The organism is Streptomonospora mangrovi, assembly GCF_027604915.1.
GTDB lineage: Bacteria > Actinomycetota > Actinomycetes > Streptosporangiales > Streptosporangiaceae > Streptomonospora > Streptomonospora mangrovi.
Window position 1 is genome coordinate 109,662 of sequence record NZ_JAJAQC010000019.1, and the last position, 16,958, is coordinate 126,619.

The 16,958-nt window shown below is 75.8% G+C and carries 9 protein-coding genes and 1 rRNA gene; 8 read left to right on the forward strand and 2 right to left on the reverse strand.

Annotated features, from left to right (window positions below; genetic code table 11):
* Positions 1 to 368: 368 nt before the first annotated feature.
* From LG943_RS13545 to LG943_RS13560, 4 genes are all read left to right on the forward strand, one after another.
* Entirely contained in the window at positions 369 to 713 is a 345-nt protein-coding gene (locus LG943_RS13545; protein WP_270072613.1) for an acyl carrier protein, read from the forward strand.
* Positions 710 to 7,513 carry a type I polyketide synthase gene (locus LG943_RS13550; RefSeq protein ID WP_270072614.1) on the forward strand — a complete coding sequence of 2,268 codons (6,804 nt, stop codon included), beginning with the start codon at positions 710 to 712 and terminating at the stop codon, positions 7,511 to 7,513. The genes LG943_RS13545 and LG943_RS13550 overlap by 4 nt, the downstream gene beginning before the upstream one ends.
* The gene (locus LG943_RS13555) at positions 7,510 to 8,571 is read left to right on the forward strand and encodes an SDR family oxidoreductase (RefSeq protein WP_270072615.1); all 1,062 of its coding nucleotides are present in this window, start codon (positions 7,510 to 7,512) and stop codon (positions 8,569 to 8,571) included. Before LG943_RS13550 ends, LG943_RS13555 begins: the two co-directional genes overlap by 4 nt.
* Before the next feature lie 141 nt (positions 8,572 to 8,712).
* Positions 8,713 to 10,464 carry a fatty acyl-AMP ligase gene (locus LG943_RS13560; protein ID WP_270072616.1) on the forward strand — a complete coding sequence of 584 codons (1,752 nt, stop codon included), beginning with the start codon at positions 8,713 to 8,715 and terminating at the stop codon, positions 10,462 to 10,464.
* A 47-nt stretch (positions 10,465 to 10,511) separates the two neighbouring features.
* Here LG943_RS13560 and LG943_RS13565 read toward each other — a convergent pair whose 3' ends face one another.
* Positions 10,512 to 10,841, reverse strand: a complete 330-nt coding sequence (locus LG943_RS13565; protein ID WP_270072617.1) for a hypothetical protein — start codon at positions 10,839 to 10,841, stop codon at positions 10,512 to 10,514.
* Positions 10,842 to 10,949: 108 nt separating this feature from the next.
* Here LG943_RS13565 and LG943_RS13570 point away from each other — a divergent pair, with 108 nt between their 5' ends.
* Complete coding sequence (locus LG943_RS13570; RefSeq protein WP_270072618.1) at positions 10,950 to 11,666, forward strand: TetR/AcrR family transcriptional regulator; 717 nt, start codon at positions 10,950 to 10,952, stop codon at positions 11,664 to 11,666.
* 385 nt (positions 11,667 to 12,051) lie between these two features.
* Positions 12,052 to 14,031 carry an ABC transporter ATP-binding protein gene (locus LG943_RS13575; protein ID WP_270072619.1) on the forward strand — a complete coding sequence of 660 codons (1,980 nt, stop codon included), beginning with the start codon at positions 12,052 to 12,054 and terminating at the stop codon, positions 14,029 to 14,031.
* A 141-nt stretch (positions 14,032 to 14,172) separates the two neighbouring features.
* Here the strand turns inward: LG943_RS13575 and wrbA are convergent, their stop codons facing one another.
* Positions 14,173 to 14,793 carry an NAD(P)H:quinone oxidoreductase gene (wrbA, locus tag LG943_RS13580; RefSeq protein WP_270072620.1) on the reverse strand — a complete coding sequence of 207 codons (621 nt, stop codon included), beginning with the start codon at positions 14,791 to 14,793 and terminating at the stop codon, positions 14,173 to 14,175.
* A gap of 232 nt (positions 14,794 to 15,025) precedes the next feature.
* On the opposite strand from wrbA, the gene LG943_RS13585 reads away from it, so the two are divergent.
* Positions 15,026 to 16,234, forward strand: coding sequence for an aminotransferase-like domain-containing protein (locus LG943_RS13585; protein ID WP_270072621.1), 1,209 nt, complete (start codon positions 15,026 to 15,028; stop codon positions 16,232 to 16,234).
* A gap of 625 nt (positions 16,235 to 16,859) precedes the next feature.
* A 16S ribosomal RNA gene (locus LG943_RS13590) occupies positions 16,860 to 16,958 on the forward strand; the annotation flags it as partial.

The following is a 16,958-nucleotide window of genomic DNA, read 5'->3' on the forward strand; positions in this document are numbered from 1 at the left end:
CTGTCTTTGCTGTCGTTCCGAATTCCCCTGAGCGCCGCGCCCGGGTGATGGCGCGCCCTCCCGCCCACCGGCTCGGCGGCCGCCCCTCGGACCGGCATCGCCCGCCCCGCCAGCGCCCGATGGTCGCCGTCCACCGCCTCCCGGGCTCGCCCTTCCGGCCGCGTTGAGGTGCCCGCCTTCGTCCGATGGGCGGGTTCCCGCATTGTCTGCATCCGTTTCCGGGAACTTATCCGAGAAATGCGAATTGCCACTTTTGTGATTCCCTGGAAGGGTGTTGCGGCGCAATCTCGCTGCGGGGATAATCAATTTCCTGTCGGAGTGAGCGCGCGCTCGCCCTTCATTCGCAGCGAGGAAATCGGGGAATTCCCATGACCGGGTCGACCGGCGGCACCGCCGACGTTCGGGCACTGATGATCGACTCCGTCGCGCGGCGCACGGGAGCCGACCCCGCCGAGGTCGACCCCCGCGTGCCGTTCCTTTCTCTCGGCCTCTCCTCCCGCGACGCCGTCTCCCTGTGCGGCGAACTGGAGTCCCGCCTGGGCCGCCCGGTGCCGGCGCTGCTGCCGTGGCGCTACCCCACCATCGACTCCCTGGCCGCCCACCTCGGCGACTCCTCCGATCCCACCCCCTCCGCCCCCTCCGGCACTCCCGTCGAGCACCACACGCCCACCGAAACGCCGGCCAACACACCGCCCCGAAACGGAGCCCCATGACCGCACGCCCCGCCTCGGCGCCCTCCCCCTCCAGCGACCCGGCGCCCGCCCCGGCACCCCGGGTGCCGTCCGCCGGGTCCGGCGCCTACCCGCCGCTGGCCGTCGTGGGCATGGGCTGCCGCCTGCCCGGCGGCGCGAACTCGCCCCGCTCCCTGTGGCGCCTCCTCGCCGACGGCCGCGACGCCATCGGCGAGGTCCCCGCCGACCGCTGGGACGCCGCGCGCCTCTACGACCCCGAACCCGGCGTGCGCGGCCGCACCGTGGGCCGGTGGGGCGGCTACATCGACGACGTCGGCGGCTTCGACTCCGGGTTCTTCGGCATCTCCGACACCGAGGCCCTGGCCATGGACCCCCAGCAGCGCGTCCTCCTGGAGGTCGCCTGGGAGGCCCTGGAGCACGCCCAGATCCCCGCCGCCTCCCTGGAGGCCACCGCCACCGGCGTCTTCGCCGGCCTGGCGCACGTGGACTACATGCTGCGCTGCGCACCGCTCGTGTCCGGCGGCGAACGGATGCCGGAGGCCTACCTCTCCACCGGCAACACCCACTCCGTCGCCGCCGGACGCATCGCCTACCTCCTCGGCGCCCACGGCCCGGCCCTCGCCGTCGACACCGCATGCTCCTCCGGCCTGGCCGCCGTCCACCTGGCCGCCCACAGCCTGCACAGCGGCGAGTGCGACCTCGCGCTCGCCGGCGCCGTCAACCTCATCCTCGGCCCCGGCGCCAGCATCAGCTTCTCCCAGTGGGGCATGCTCTCGCCCACCGGCCGCTGCCGCGCCTTCGACGCCGAGGCCGACGGCTACGTGCGCAGCGAGGGCGTGGGCGTGCTCGTCCTCAAGCGCCTCGCCGACGCCCGGCGCGACGGCGACCGCGTGCTCGCCGTGCTGCGCGGCTCGGCGGTCAACCACAACGGCCGCTCCAACGGGATCGTCGCGCCCTCCGAGACCGCCCAGACCACCGTCCTGCGCGCCGCCCTCGCCGCCGCCGGGGCCGAACCCGCCGACATCGGGCTGATCGAGGCCCACGGCACCGGCACCCCCCTCGGCGACCCGATCGAGTTCCGCGCCCTGGCCGAGGTCTACGGCACCGGCGGCGGCCGCCGCCTGCCCATCGGATCCAGCAAGAACAACCTCGGACACACCGAGTGCGCCTCCGGAATCGTCGGCATCCTCAAGGCCGTGATGGCCCTGCGCACCGGCACCGTCCCGCCCACGCCGCACTTCCGCGCGTGGAACCCCGAGATCGACGCCGAGGGCACCGGCCTCTACATCCCCCAGGAAGCCCAGCCGTGGGCGACCGCCTCCGGCGCCCGCCTGGCCGGGGTGTCCTCGTTCGGGTTCAGCGGCACCAACGGCCACGTCATCCTGGAGAGCCCGCCCGAGGCCGGCCGCACCGCCTCTTCGGCCGCGCCCGCCCCCGCCTCCCGCGCCGCCGCCACCAGCACCGACGCCACCACCGATCCCACCGCCGCCAGCTCCGCTGACTCCGGCGCCGACACGGCTGCCACCGACCGCACGCCGGCACCGCCCTCCGCTCCCGCGTCCGCGCCCGTTCCCGCTCCCGCGCACGGCCCCCTGGTCTTCCCCGTCTCGGCCAGCTCCCCGGCCGCCGCTGCCGAGACCGCCCGCCGTATCGCCGACTGGGTCGAGGCCGAGGGCGCCGACACCCCGCTCACCGACATCGGCCACGCCCTGGCGCGCGGCCGGGCGCCCCGCGCCGCCCGCATCGCGGTCACCGCCGCCGACCACGCCCAGCTCGCCGAACGCCTGCGCGCGGCGGCCGACGGCCGTGTCGGCGCCGCCGTGGGCACCGCCGCCGGCACCGCGCCCGCCGGCGCCGCCCGCGAGGTCGTGTGGGTGTTCTCCGGCCAGGGCTCGCAGTGGTCGGGCATGGGCGCCGAGCTGCTGCGCGCCGAACCCGCGTTCGCCGCCGCCGTGGCGGAGCTGGAGCCGGTGATCCGCGCCGAGGCCGGCATCTCCGTCCACGAGCTGATCACCGCGCCCGACCCCATCACCGGGGCCGACCGGGTGCAGCCCGCGCTCTACGCCATGCACCTGGGCCTGGCCGCGGCCTGGCGCGCCCACGGTGTCGAGCCCGGCGCGGTCATCGGCCACTCCATGGGCGAGATCGCCGCCGCCGTCGTCGCCGGCGCGCTCTCCCCCGCCGACGGCGCCCGCATCGTCTGCCGCCGCTCCCGCCTGATGACCGGCCTGGCCGGCGCCATGGCCGCCGTGGAGCTGTCCGCCGAGCAGACCGCCCGCGACCTGGAGCGCTTCGGCGCCGACGACGTCGTGATCGGGGTCCTCAACGCCCCCGAGTCCACGGTCGTGGCCGGTCCCGAGGCCGCGATCGAGCGGCTGGTGGAGGAGTGGGAGGACGCTGACATCCCCGCCCGCCGGGTGGTCATCGACGGCGCGCCGCACTCCCCGCTGACCGACCACCTGCTGCCCGGCATCATCGCCGAACTCGCCGACCTGCGGCCCGCCGCACCGCCCGCCGACCCCGCGATCCGCTGCTACGGCACCGTCGAGGACGACCCCCGCGCCATCCCCGCCTTCGACGCCGGCTACTGGGCGCGCAACCTGCGCCGGCCCGTGCGGTTCGCCGCGGCCGTGGAGGCGGCGCTGGAGGACGGCCACCGCGTCTTCGCCGAACTCTCGCCGCATCCGCTGCTCACCCACGCCATCGCCGCCGCCGGCCGGCACCGCGGCCGCACCGTCACCGCCACCCCCTCCATCCGGCGCGGCGAGGACCCTGTCACCTCCCTGCGCACCCACGTCGGCGCGGCCTTCTGCGCCGGCGGCCGGATCGACTGGGCGCGCGAGCACCCCGCCGGCGCGCCCGTGGAACTGCCGCCGACCGCGTGGGACCACCGCGTCCTGCTGGTGCCCACCATCGAGAGCGCCGCCGGACTGGCCCGCTCCGGGCACCCGCTGCTGGGCGAGGGCGTCCGGCTGCCCGACGACCACGGCCGCCACGTGTGGAGCGCCGACATCGGCACCCGCAGCCACCCCTGGCTGGCCGACCACCGCTTCAACGGCGTGGTGTTCCTCCCGGCGGCCGCCTACATCGAGATGGCGTTCGCGGCGGCGTGCGCGGTGTTCGGCGCCGAACCCCGCGACGTGGAGGTCCGGCAGTTGGCCGTGCCCGCCTTCCAGACCGTGGACGACGACACCCGCCTGGCGGTCCGCGCCGACCTCGACCTCGCGGGGGAGACCGCGGCGTTCCAGGTCTACACCAACGAGGCCGGCGAGTGGATCCCCACCTGCTCGGCCACGCTGGTGCGCGCCGAGGACACGCCCGACCGGCCCGCGCCGGCCGACCCCGCCGACCTGGCCGGGCGCATCGGCGCCCACACCGACGTGTTCGACGGCGCGGAGTTCTACGACCGGCTGCGCGACGCCCCGCTGCGCTTCGGCCCGGCCTTCCAGGGCCTGCGGCGCCTGGGCACCTCCGCCGGCGCCGACGAGTTGACCGGCATGGGCGAGGTCGCGGTCGTCCCCACCGAACGCGCCGGCGCCGAATCCTTCCACCTGCACCCGCTGCTGATGGACGCCTGCCTCCAGACCGCCGCCGCGGCCTTCCTCAGCGGCGCGCACCGCAGGTTCGGCCTGCCGACCTCCTTCGGCCGCATCCGCGTCTTCGGTAGCCCCGGCACCGCCGGCTACTGCGCCATCAGCGGCCGGCAGGTGGACGAGGGCCACATCTCGGGCGACAGCGTGCTCTACTCCGCGCAGGGCGAGCCTGCCGCCCAGGTCATGGACGCGCGGATCACCCTCATCGGCGGAGCCGACGCCTTCAACTCCCGCCTGTACCAGGTCGCCTGGGAGGAGCGGCCGAGCGCCGCCACGGCCGCCGGTGCGGCCGCACCCGCGTCCGGCACCGCGACCGCCGAGTCCACCGGGGCCGCCGAACCGGCGGCCGCCCCGGACACCTCCTCCCCCGCCCTCGGCGCGTGGCTGGTGGTCGCCCCCGCCGGCGCCGAGGACGGCCCGGCCCTGGCCGCCCGCGTCGAGGCCCGGGGCGGCACCGCCCGCGTCGTGGACCCGCCGCGCGACGACGCCGACACCCACGACCGCCTCGCGCCCGCGCTGGCCGCCGCCGACAGCGTGGTGTTCGTCGCCCCGCCGCCCGCCGACACCCCCGACCCCGCCGCCGCCCGCGCGTCCGCCGCCGCGCTGCTGCGCCTGGTCCGCGTGCTCGTCCGCGACGAGCGCACGCCCCTGCCGCGCCTGGCCGTGGTCACCCGCGACGCCCAGCCGGTCCGCCCCGGCGACGGCCGCGCCGCCGACCAGGCGCCGCTGCGCGCCCTCACCCGGTCGGCCTGCCACGAGCACCCCGAACTCGACGTCCGCCACATCGACGCCGACGCCGCGACCACCCCTGAGGACATCCTCACCGAGGTGCTCGCGACCGACCCCGAGCGCGACGTCGCGCTGCGCGGCGGTACCCGCCTGGTCGCGCGGTTCCGCAACGCCCCGCTGCGCCCCGAGGAGCGCCGCCGCGAGCGCCGCGACCCCGACCGCGACGCCTTCACGCTGCGCCTGCGCACCCCCGGCGACCTCGGCGGCTTCGAGGCCGTCGCGGCGCGGCGCCGCGCCCCCGGCCCCGGCGAGGTCGAGGTCCGCGTGCACGCGGTCAGCCTCAACTACGCCAACGTGCTCGGCGCCATGGGCCTGTACCCCGGCGAGGTGCCGCTGGCCATGGACGGCTCCGGCACCGTCGTGCGCACCGGCGAGGGCGTCACCGGCGTGGCCCCCGGCGACCGCGTCGCGATGATCGGCGACATCGGCATCAGCAGCCACGCCGTGGTGCCCGCCGCCGCCCTGCTGCCGCTGCCCGCCGGCGTCGACCTCACCGAGGCCGCCGCGCTGCCCTGCGTCTACACCACCGCCTGGTACGCGCTGCGCCACCTCGCCCGGCCCCGGCCCGGCGAGACCGTGCTCATCCACGCCGCCACCGGCGGGGTGGGGCTGTGCGCCGTGCACGTCGCCCAGGCGATGGGCGCCCGCGTGCTGGCCACCGCCGGCAGCGAGGCCAAGCGCGCCCTGCTGCGCGACCTCGGCATCGAGCACGTGATGGACTCCCGCGGCGTCGACTTCGCCCGCCAGGCGCGCGAGGCCACCGGCGGCGCGGGCGTGGACGTGGTGCTCAACTGCCTCACCGGCCGCGCCCAGCGCGCCGGCCTGGAGGCGCTGGCGGTGGGCGGCCGGTTCGTGGAGCTGGGCAAGCGCGACATCTACGCGGGCAACGGGATCGACCCCGCGCCGTTCCGCAACAACATCGCGTTCGCCAGTGTCGACCTCCAGGCGCTGGCGACCGGCCGGCCGGCGTTCATGGCCGAACTGCTGGCCGAGGTCGCCGCCGAGATCGCGGCCGGCCGCGCGCCGCGCATCCCCGTCACCGCCCGGCCCTACGCCGAGGCGTCGGCGGCGTTTCGCACCATGGCCGCCGCCCAGCACACCGGCAAGCTGGTGCTGACCGCGCCCACCGCCGAGACCGAGATCTCCCTCGACCCCGACCAGGTGCCGGTGGTGCACGGCGACGGCGGCTACGTCGTCACCGGCGGCCTGGGCGCCATCGGGCTGCGCACGGCCGCGCACCTCGCCCGCTCCGGCGCCGCGCGCGTCGTCCTCAACGGGCGTTCGGCGCCCGGGCCCCGGGCCGAGGAGGTCATCGGCAAGCTGCGCGCCGGCGGCACCGACGTCCGCGTCGTGCGCGGCGACATCGCCGAGCCCGGCGTCGCCGAGGAACTGGTGGCCGAGGCCGAGGCGGACGGCGCCCGGCTGCGCGGCGTGGCCCACGCCGCCGCCGTGATCGCCGACGGCACCGTGGCCCTGCTCGACGACGCCACCCTGGAGCGCACCTGGCACGCCAAGACCCAGGGCGCCCGGCGGCTGCACGACGCCACCGCCGGCCGCGCGCTCGACTGGTTCGTCTGCTTCTCCTCGGCCGCCGCGCTGGTGGGCTCGCCCGGCCAGGCCGGCTACGCCTCCGCCAACGCCTGGCTGGACGCCTTCACCGTGTGGCGGCGCGCCCAGGGGCTGCCGGCCACCAGCGTCGCCTGGGGCGCGTGGGGCGAGGAGGGCGCCGGGGCGCACCTGGCCGAGCACGGCATGACCATGATCGACCCCGACGACGGCATCGCCGCGCTGGACAAGCTGCTGCGCCACGACCGCGCCTGCACCGGCTACCTGCCCGTCGACATCGAGCTGTGGAGCGCGGCGATGCCGCACGCCATGGAGTCGCCGTACTTCGCCGACCTCGCGCGGCAGCGGCGGGTGCCCGAGGGCGAGGGGCGCGACGCGGCGCTGATCGCCATGGTCCTGGCCGCCGTCGCCGAGGGCCGGGGCGCGGCCGTCATCGCCGAGTACCTGTCCGACCAGCTCGGCGAGATCATCGGCGACTCGGCGCGGGAGCTGGGCCCCGACGTGCGGCTCACCGACCTCGGCATCGACTCCCTGCGCGCGCTGGAGCTGCGCACGCGCATCGAGCAGCGCGCCGGGGTGCGCATCCCGACCAAGCTGCTGTGGACCGGCGGCACGCTGGGCGGCCTGGCGGAGTTCATCGCCGACACCATCGCGGCCGAGGAGGGCGCCCTGGCCGAGGGCGGCACCGGCGGCCCGGCGGGTGCCGGAGCCGCCGCAACCGCCGGAAGCACTGGAGTCGCAGGTACGCCCGCGAAGGAGACGGCGGAGGAGGCGACCGGGCACGCCGCGCCGGCCGCCGGCGGCGCCGGGGCCGGTCCCCGTCCAGCCCCGGCGGGTCCGGGCGTCGGCGCCGAACCCGAGGGCGCCCGGTGACCACCGCCATCACCGGCGCCACCGGCTTCCTCGGCCTGCGGCTCCTGGCGGAACTGCTCGACCGCGAGGACCGGGTCATCGTGCTGAGCCGGCCCGGTCCCGTCCCGGTCCTGGAGCGGGTCGCCGCGTTCCTGCGGGCACGCGGCGCCCCGCCCGGCGACCTGCACGCGCTCCCCCTGCGCGTGCGGGTCGTGCACGCCGACATCACCCGGCGCGACCTGGGGCTGGACCCCGACGACCGCGCGACCCTGACCCGCGAGACCACCGCGCTGTGGCACAACGCCGCCAACACCGGCCTCAGCCCGGTCTCGGCCGAGGTCCGCCGCACCAACCTCGTGGGCACCCGCAACGTCCTCGCGCTGGCCGACCGGTGCCCCGGCCTGACCGCGCTGCGCCACAGCAGCACGTTCGCGGTGGCCGGCCGGCGGGCGCACGGCGTCATCGGCGACGACGACCTGGACGACTCCCACGGGTTCTGCTCGGAGTACGAGCGGTCCAAGTACGACGCCGAGGTGCGGGTGCGGCGCTGGGCCGCCGCCCACCCCGACCACGACGTGCTGGTGTTCCGCCTGGCGCTGCTCACCAGCGACCTGCCGCCCTACCCGGGCGCGCCCGCCCAGCCGCTGGTGGTGGCCCGCGACACCGCCGCCTGGCTGCGCGACCGCCACCCCGAGGCGCGCGCCGGCATCACCGTGCCCTGCGACGGCGACTCCCCGGTCAACGTGCTGCCGGTGGAGCACGCCGCCCGCGCCATGGCCGACGCCGCCGCCAAGGCCGTGGGCACCCCCATGCGCACCATCAACGTCGTCTCCTCCGACCACGTGCCCGCCCGCCTGCTGGTGGCGGCCGTGGCCGAGAGCGTGGGGGTGCCCTGCGCCATGGACCCGGCCGCCACCGGTGTCCGCGTGCCGGGCGCCGCCGGGGACGTCATGGCCGCCATCCTGCCGTTCGGCCGGATGACCCGCACGTTCGCCGACACCGCCCTGGCCGGACTCGGCCTCGCCTGCCCCCGTGAGCCAGTGATCGACCGCGACTACCTGCGGGCCTGCCTGCGCTGACGGCCGTCGGCCGCGCCGTGCGGACGTGGGCGCGAGGGCGGCGCGCCCCGGATGCCCGCCGCACCGCCGCCGGCCGCCCCGGCGTGGCGCCGCCTCTCCGGGCCCATCGCCCGCACCGCCACCTCCACCGAAAGGACCGGCATGACCGCCCCGCCCGACCTGCTCGCCCGCATCCGCCGCCACGCCGCCGAGCGGCCCGGCGCACCCGCCCTGACCTTCGTGGACTTCGCGGACGACCCCCAGGGGGCCGCCACCACCTGGACCTACGCCGACATCGACCGGCACGCCCGCCGGGTGGCCGCCCTCCTCGGCGCCCACCACCCGCCCGACCGGCCGGCCGCGATCCTGTGCCCGCAGGGCCTCGACTACGCCGCCGCGTTCCTGGGCTGCCTGTACGCGGGCGTGTGCGCAGTCCCGCTGCACCCGCCGGTGCCCTTCCGGCACAACGGGCGGCTGCGCGCCCTGCTCGCCGGTGCCGCGCCGGGAAGCCTGCTCACCACGGCCGAGCACGCGTCCTCCGTGGCGGAGTTCGCCGGCGAGGCGGGGCTGGACCCCTCGGCGGTGCTGGACGCCGCCGCGCCCGCCCCGCCCCACCGCGCCGGACCTACGCCCGCCCTTCTGCCGGGCGGCCCGGCCGCCACCGGCGACGTCGCCTACCTCCAGTACACGTCGGGCTCCACCGGCGCGCCGCGCGGCGTCCGCGTCACCCGCGCCAACATCGCCCACACCGCCGAGCAGGCCGCCCGCGCGTTCCGCCAGGACGCCGACTCCGTCGCGGTGACGTGGCTGCCGCTGTTCCACGACTTCGGGCTGGCCGCCGCCATCACCGTGCCCCTGCACCTGGGCTGCCACGCCGTGCTCTTCGACCCGATGGAGTTCGTGCTGCGCCCGCTGCGCTGGCCCCGGCTGATCTCCGATTACGGGGGCACGTTCGCGCCCTGCCCCGACTTCGCGCTGGGCATGATGTGCGACGCCGCCGAGGCGGCGCCGCCCGGCGAACCGGCCGGCCTGGACCTGTCGTCTGTGAGGGCCCTGGTCAACGGCAGCGAGCCGGTGCGCCCGGCCAGCCTAAACCGGTTCACCCGGGTGTTCGCGCCCCACGGCTTCGCCCCCGAGGCGCACGCGCCCGCCTACGGCCTGGCCGAGGCGACCATCCTGGTCTCGGCCACCCCGCCCGGCACCCGGCCGCGCGTCTTCCCCTGCGACCGCCGGGAACTCGCCAAGGGCCAGGCGGTGCGCGCCGAGGAGGGCAGCGGGGAGGCCGCGCGCGAGGTGGTGGGGTGCGGCACCGCGTGGGGGCAGGAGTTCGCGGTGGTCGACCCCGCGACGCTGATGGGGCTGCCGTCGCGCCACGTCGGGGAGATCTGGGTGCGCGGCCCGGCGGTGACCGCCGGCTACCACGGCAGCCCCGAGGCCACGGCCCGGACCTACGGGCGCCGGCGGGCCGACGCCGCGCCCGGTGATCCCGCCGACTGGCTGCGCACCGGCGACCTGGGGTTCGTCGACGACGGCCACCTGTTCGTCGTGGGCCGGCTCAAGGACCTGGTGATCATCGACGGCCGCAACCACCACCCGGCCGACCTGGAGGCCACCGTCGCGGCGGCGCCGGGCGCCGCGGAGGCGCTGCGGCGCGGGCACGCGGCGGCGGTGTCGGTGGACGACGGCGAGGGGGAGCGCCTGGTGGTGGTCGCCGAGCGCGCCGAGGGGGTGGTGCTGGACGAGTTGGCACGGCGCCGCCTGGCCACGCGGGTGCGCACGGCCATCGCCGAGCGCCACGGCGTCGCCCTGCACGCGCTGGTCCTGGTGGACCCCGGCGCGCTGCCCAAGACCTCCAGCGGCAAGCTCCGCCGCGCGGAGTGCCGCGACCGCTACCTGGCCGGCCGCTACACCTGAGGAGGCGGGCGGGGGAGCGGCGCCGCGCCTTCGACGGCCGGCCGCGCTCAGGCCCCCGGCGCCGCGGGGTGGGCGGGAACGGGCCGCCCGGCCAGGCGGTTGACCCGCCGGGCGCCGCCCGCTGCGTGGAAGACCGCCATCGCCAGCACTCCGGCGGCGACCGCGGCGAAGGCGGCGGCGCCGTGGCCGGCGTAGTCCGGGCGGGTGAGCACGAGCGCGCCCAGGACCAGCAGCCCCCAGCCGGACACCGCGTTGGCCACCGGACCGTTGCCGGCGACGGACGGGTAGGGCCGGCCGGTGACCCCGGCGGCGAAGTGGGGGACCCCGTTGCCCACGAGCAGTCCGCCCAGCAGGCCCAGCGCGGCGGTCAGCACCATGTCGACTCCTCGGTCGTGGTTTCATTCAACAAGCGTTGACTGAAACGGAGCCTACGGGTGCCGCGCGCGTTCGGTCAACGCCTGTAGACCGATGCCTACAATCGATCCGTGAGCCCATCGCAGCCGACCGGCACCCCGCGCCCAGGCACCCGCGCCGATCGGCGGCGGCGCACCGAGGAGCGCATCCTGGCCGCCGCGCGCGCCCTGTTCGCCGAGTCCGGCTACGACCGCACCACCATCCGCGCGGTCGCCGCCGCCGCCAACACCGACCCCGGCCTGGTCATGCGCTACTTCGGAGCCAAGGAGGAGCTGTTCGCGCGCGCGACCGAGGCCGCGCCCGAGGCGCCGGTCAGCGGCACCCCCGAGGAGGTCGCCGAACTGCTGCTGGCGTCCTTCGCCGACAAGCTCGACACCGACGCCACCGCCACGCTGGCCATGCTGCGCTCCATGCTGACCCACCCCGAGGCCGCGAGCGACGTCCGCGCGGCGGTCAGCGCCCAGCAGCGCCAGGCGGCCGCCGCCATGCCCGGCGCCGACGCCGACGTCCGGGCCGGGATCATCGGCGCCGCGATCCTCGGCGTGGTCGTGGGCCGCCGCCTGCTGCGGCTAGACGGCCTGGCCGACGCGCCGACCGAGGAGGTCGTCGCACTGCTGCGCCCGGCCGTGCGCGGGCTGGTCGACGGCGTCCGCGACCCAGGGCCGGACGTCGGCGCCGGCGAAGCGGGATCCGCCCCGGGAGCGGCTCCCGCCTCAGGATCCGGCGGGACCAAGGCCGCTGAGGGTGCCGAGGGCGACGCCGAAGCGGACTCCGCCGCCCAGAGCTGAGCGGCGCACCCGCCCCTCTGCCGCCCCGCCCAATCCGGTCCGACCGTTACCCGCCCCAGTCCGCGTGCCCGGCCGCCGCGCCGCGACCACGCCGACCCTGCGGGCCTGCGCCGACGCGGCAGGCCGGGCCACACCCACAACGGGGCGCCGGCCCGGTGATCCGGTCCCACCCCAACACCCCCGCCCGTGGAAAACACCTGTCGCGAGCGGCCGCCGCGGAGCATCATCGTTGTCGAACTGGTGTTCTGGTAACCGTGCCGTGGTGCCGCTCCACCTCCGCGCGCTCCGCCCCGCCGCGCCCTCGATCTCGCACCCGGCCCGCCCGGCACCGGTCCGCCACGACGCGCACCCCGCGCGCCCGCCGACCGAGAGGAGACCCCGCACGATGCGACTCCGGCGCCGCCGCCCCCGGCCCTCCGCCGAACCCTCCGCCGAACCCTCCGCCGAACCGCAGACCGCCCTGCCCCAGGTCCACGCCAGCAAGTACAACCCCTGGTCGGCCGACCTCGCCGCCACCTCGTTCTTGTCCATGGTCTGGCGGCTGCCCGCCATGATCGGGCGGGCGCTGAGCTGGTCGTGGCGGGCCAGCCCCGCCGACACCGCCGCCACCGTCGGCCTCAACCTCGCCGCCGGGGTGTTCACCGCCTTCGGGCTCATCGCCGTGGCCGGGGTCCTGGAGTCCCTGTTCGAGGCCGGCCCCACCCCCGACCGCGTGCGCGCGGCGCTGCCCGCGCTGCTGCTGGCCGGGGGCGCCGCCGTGGTGTGCGGCGTCCTGCGGGCGGGCGCGGGTTGGGCCCAGGGCCGGCTCGACCCCTACGTCCAGCGCCTCACCGAGATGGAGCTGTTCGACCTCACCTCGCGCGTGCGCCTGGAGGCGTTCGACGACTCCGACTTCTCCGACGCCATGTACCGGGCGCGCGACCGCGGCGTCCACGAGGTCTCCCGCATGGTCACCAGCACCGTCGACGTCATCACCGGCGCCATCGGCATCGCGGCGGTGGCCGGCGTGCTCGCCGTGCTGCACCCCGTCCTGCTGCCGCTGCTGGCGCTGACCGTGCTCCCCGACGGCTGGGCCGCCGCCCGCGCCGCCCGCATGCGCTACACCCACATGCGCGAGATGACCACCAGCCGCCGCCGGCAGTGGATCATCGCCGACCTGCTCGCCGAGCGCGCCTCGGCCGCCGAACTCCGCGCCTACAACATGCGCCCGTTCCTGCTGGCCGAGTACACCCGCATCGCCGACCACGTGCGCGACGTCCTCGTCGCCGTCGCCCGCCGCCAGACGGCGGTGCGCGCCGCCGGCGACACCGTCAGCGGCGCGGCGACCGCCGCCACCTACACCGCGCTGGGTGCGCTGCTGGTCGCCGGCGCCATGCCGCTGTCGGTGGCCGGAACCGCCGTTCTGGCCATCCGCCAGGGCCAGACCGCGCTGACCCAGCTCCTGTTCGCCCTCAACAGGTCCTATGAGTCCGGCCTCTTCTTCAACGACTTCCTGGAGTTCTGCGCCGAGGCCCGCGTACGGCTGCCCGCCGCGGCCTCGGGCACACCCCCGGCCCGCTTCACCGGGCTCAGCGCGCGCGGCCTGGTGTTCCGCTACCCCGGAAGCGAGCGGCCCGCGCTGCGCGGTGTCGACCTCGACGTCCGCCGGGGCGAGGTCGTGGCCCTGGTCGGCGAGAACGGCTCGGGAAAGAGCACCCTGGCGCGGCTGGTCGCGGGGCTGTACACCCCCCACGAGGGCACCATCCGCTGGAGCGGCGTCGACACCGCCGAGCTGGCACCCGACCTGCTGCGCGAACGCATCGGGCTGATCAGCCAGGACTACACCCAGTGGCCGCTCACCGCGCGGCGCAACATCACCATGTCCGCCGACACCGACGAGGACCGGCTGCTGCGCGCGCTGGAGCTGAGCAGCGCCGACGCGGTGGTCGCCGACCTCCCCCACGGCCTGGACACCCTGCTGGACAAGCGGTTCGTGGACGGCGCCGACCTCTCGGGCGGCCAGCGCCAGCGCATCGCCGCGGCCCGGGGGCTCTACCGCACGGCCGACCTCGTCATCGCCGACGAACCCACCGCCGCGCTCGACGCCCGCGCCGAGAAGCGGCTGTTCGACACCCTGCACGCGGCGGCGGCCCGGAGCACGGTCCTGCTGATCACCCACCGGCTGGCGTCGGTGCGGATGGCGGACCGCATCTACGTGCTGCACGAGGGGGCGGTGGTGGAGTGCGGCACCCACGACGAGCTGATGGCCCTGCCCGACGGCCACTACCGCCGGCTCTTCACCCTCCAGGCCGAGTCCTACGCCTTCGCGGGCGGTCGGGGGCGGTCCGCCGACGAGCCGCTGGAGGGCGCGGAACCCGCCACCTGAGCCGGCGGCGCCGCGCCCCGGACAGCGAAAAGCGGCGGCCGCACCGGGATCAGGGGTGCGCCGCCGCATGGGCGGGCCTGAGTCGGCCCGCCCATGCACCGGCCTTGTGGGCCGGCGCGGTCACGGTGACCGGAAGTCCGGTCAGATCTGGGCGCGGCCGGCCTTCAGGGCGGCGGCGGTCCGCACGACCCGGCGGGCCTGCACCTGGGCGGCCGTGCGGGTGACGTCGTTGACCGCGTTCTCGCCCTGGGCGTCCACGTGGGAGGTGCCGTAGGGGTTGCCGTCGGCGAACTTGCTGGCCTCGGTGTAGCCGGGGGGCACGATGATCCCGCCGAAGTGGTAGAAGGTGTTCGACAGCGCCAGCAGGGTCGACTCCTGGCCGCCGTGCAGCGTGGACGACGACGTGAACCCGCTGTAGACCTTGTCGGCGAGCAGCCCCTGCCCCCACTGCGGGCCGAGCTGGTCGATGAACTGCTTGAGCTGCGAGGCGACGTTGCCGTAGCGGGTCGGCGACCCGAACACCACGGCGTCGGCCCAGACGACGTCGTCGGGGGTGGCCTCGGCGATGTCCTTGGTGGCCTCGGCGTTGGCGGCCCACGCCGGGTTGCTGGCGATGGCGGCCTCGGGAGCCAGCTCGGCGACCTTGAGCAGGCGGACCTCCGCGCCTTCCTTCTCGGCGGTGTCCGCGATCTCGCGCGCGATCTGGTAGCCGGTGCCGGTCGCGGAGTAGTAGATGACACTCAGCTTCACAGGCTCGCTCATGGTCGGTCCTCCCCTGGGGTAATGCGGGTGCGATTTACCTTCCTGGAAAGATAATGCATCCGCATTTATTCCGTCCTCCCTCCGAGGACGATTGTGGGCACCGTCACCTCGCCGGCGCGACCGCCCGAAACCCGCATCACTCGTCTCGCATCATGAGAAACCCATCTCATATTCAGGAACCCCGGAGTAGGCTGGTCCCTTCACCAGGACGTCCGCAGCACAAGGAGCCCCCATGGTCCAGCCCGCTCCCCCTCCGCCGCCCGCCGCCCGCCTCGCCGGAGTGGGCAGTTCCCCGGTGCGCGACCTGCTGGCGCTGGTCTCCAGCGCCAAGCACCGGGACCTCGTCTCCTTCGCGGGCGGCCTCCCCGCCCCCGAGCTGTTCGACGGCCCCGCCCTGCGCGACGCCTACGACCGCGTCCTGCGCGACGACCCCCGCCGAGCGCTCCAGTACTCCCCCACCGAGGGCGACCCCCGCCTGCGCGACTGGATCGCCCACCGCCACACCGGCCGCGGCCTGCCCACCGACCCCGCCCAGGTCATCGTGACCACCGGCTCCCAGCAGGGGCTCTCGCTCGTGGCCGCCGCCCTGCTCGACCCCGGCGACACCGTCCTGGTCGAGGAGCCCGGCTACCTCGCCGCCCTCCAGTGCTTCCGGCTGGCCGGGGCGCGCGTGGCCACCGTCCCCACCGACGACGACGGCACCGTCCCCGAGGCCCTGGCCGAAGCCGTCCGGCGGCACCGCCCCAAGCTGCTCTACCTGGTCCCCACCTTCCAGAACCCCACCGGCCGCACCCTCCCGCACGAGCGCCGCGCCGCGATCGCCGCCGTCGCGGCCGAGCACGGCCTGTGGCTCGTGGAGGACGACCCCTACAGCGAACTCCGCTACGCCGGCGACCCCCTGCCCTCCCTCGCCGCCTACGACGGCGCCGCCGACCGCACGGTCGTGCTCGGCAGCCTGTCCAAGGTCATGGCCCCCGGCATGCGCCTGGGCTGGGTGCGCGCGCCCGAGAGCCTGCGCCCCTCGATCGCCGTCGCCAAGCAGGCCGCCGACCTGCACACCAGCACCGTCGACCAGGCCGCCGCGGCGGCCTACCTCACCACCGCCGACTTCGCCGCCCACGTCGACCGGCTGTGCGCGGCCTACCGGCCCCGCCGCGACGCCATGCTCGCCGGCCTGCCCGCGGCGCTGCCCCAGGGCAGCACCTGGACCCGCCCCGAGGGCGGCATGTTCGTGTGGGCGCGCCTGCCCGACGGCGCCGACGCCCAGAGCCACCTGCCCGCCGCCCTGGACAGCGGCGTGGCCTTCGTGCCCGGGGCCCCCTTTTACGCAGAGCACCCCGACCCCGCCACCCTGCGGCTCTCCTTCACCACCCACACCCCCGAGGAGATCGAGAAGGGCCTGGCCCGCCTCGGCGCGGTGCTCAGCCAGGCGGCACACTGACGCATCGGGTGGGCGCCGGAGAGGAGGGGACCCGGCGCCCACCCGGGCCGCCGAGCCGCCGTGTCAGCGCGGAGAACAGAAGTGACCCAGTTCACACATTCTTGAGTTGGCACTCGGGGAGTCCCTGACTATGCTCGATCGAGCCGCCTGAAACAGTGCTGAATCTTCAGCGCGCTCGGGCGACGGTCTTCCGGTCGCAACGAACACCGTCTGGTGGGCGTGGCCGCATCTCACCTCAACGCCTTTTCGGACACAAGGTCTGATTCGCATCGTTTATGGTGCGATAGTCCGTGTGTTCGCAATGGGGTTGTGCGCGGATGATTTCAGGTATTCAGCGAAACCGCCGATTTGGCGGAGTGCGAAACGCCTGATAATGTGAAGACACAACAAAGCGGAAACGCGGAGATTGATCCGCCCCTTGTGGGAAGAGCCTTTGCGGGCCTGCCGGAGAGCGGGTCCGGGGTTTGTACCCGGTGAGCGGTTGCTTCTTGAGAACTCAACAGCGCGTGTATGACATTCTTTGTGCCATGTTTGTTTTGGCCCCGTTGAACACCCTTCAGTGGGTGTTCGGGGTTCCTTTGATGGGTTCACCCTTCTGGGGTGGGCCGGTCAGGATTGAAGACCTTTAATGGAGAGTTTGATCCTGGCTCAGGACGAACGCTGGCGGCGTGCTTAACACATGCAAGTCGAGCGGTAAGGCCCTTCGGGGTACACGAGCGGCGAA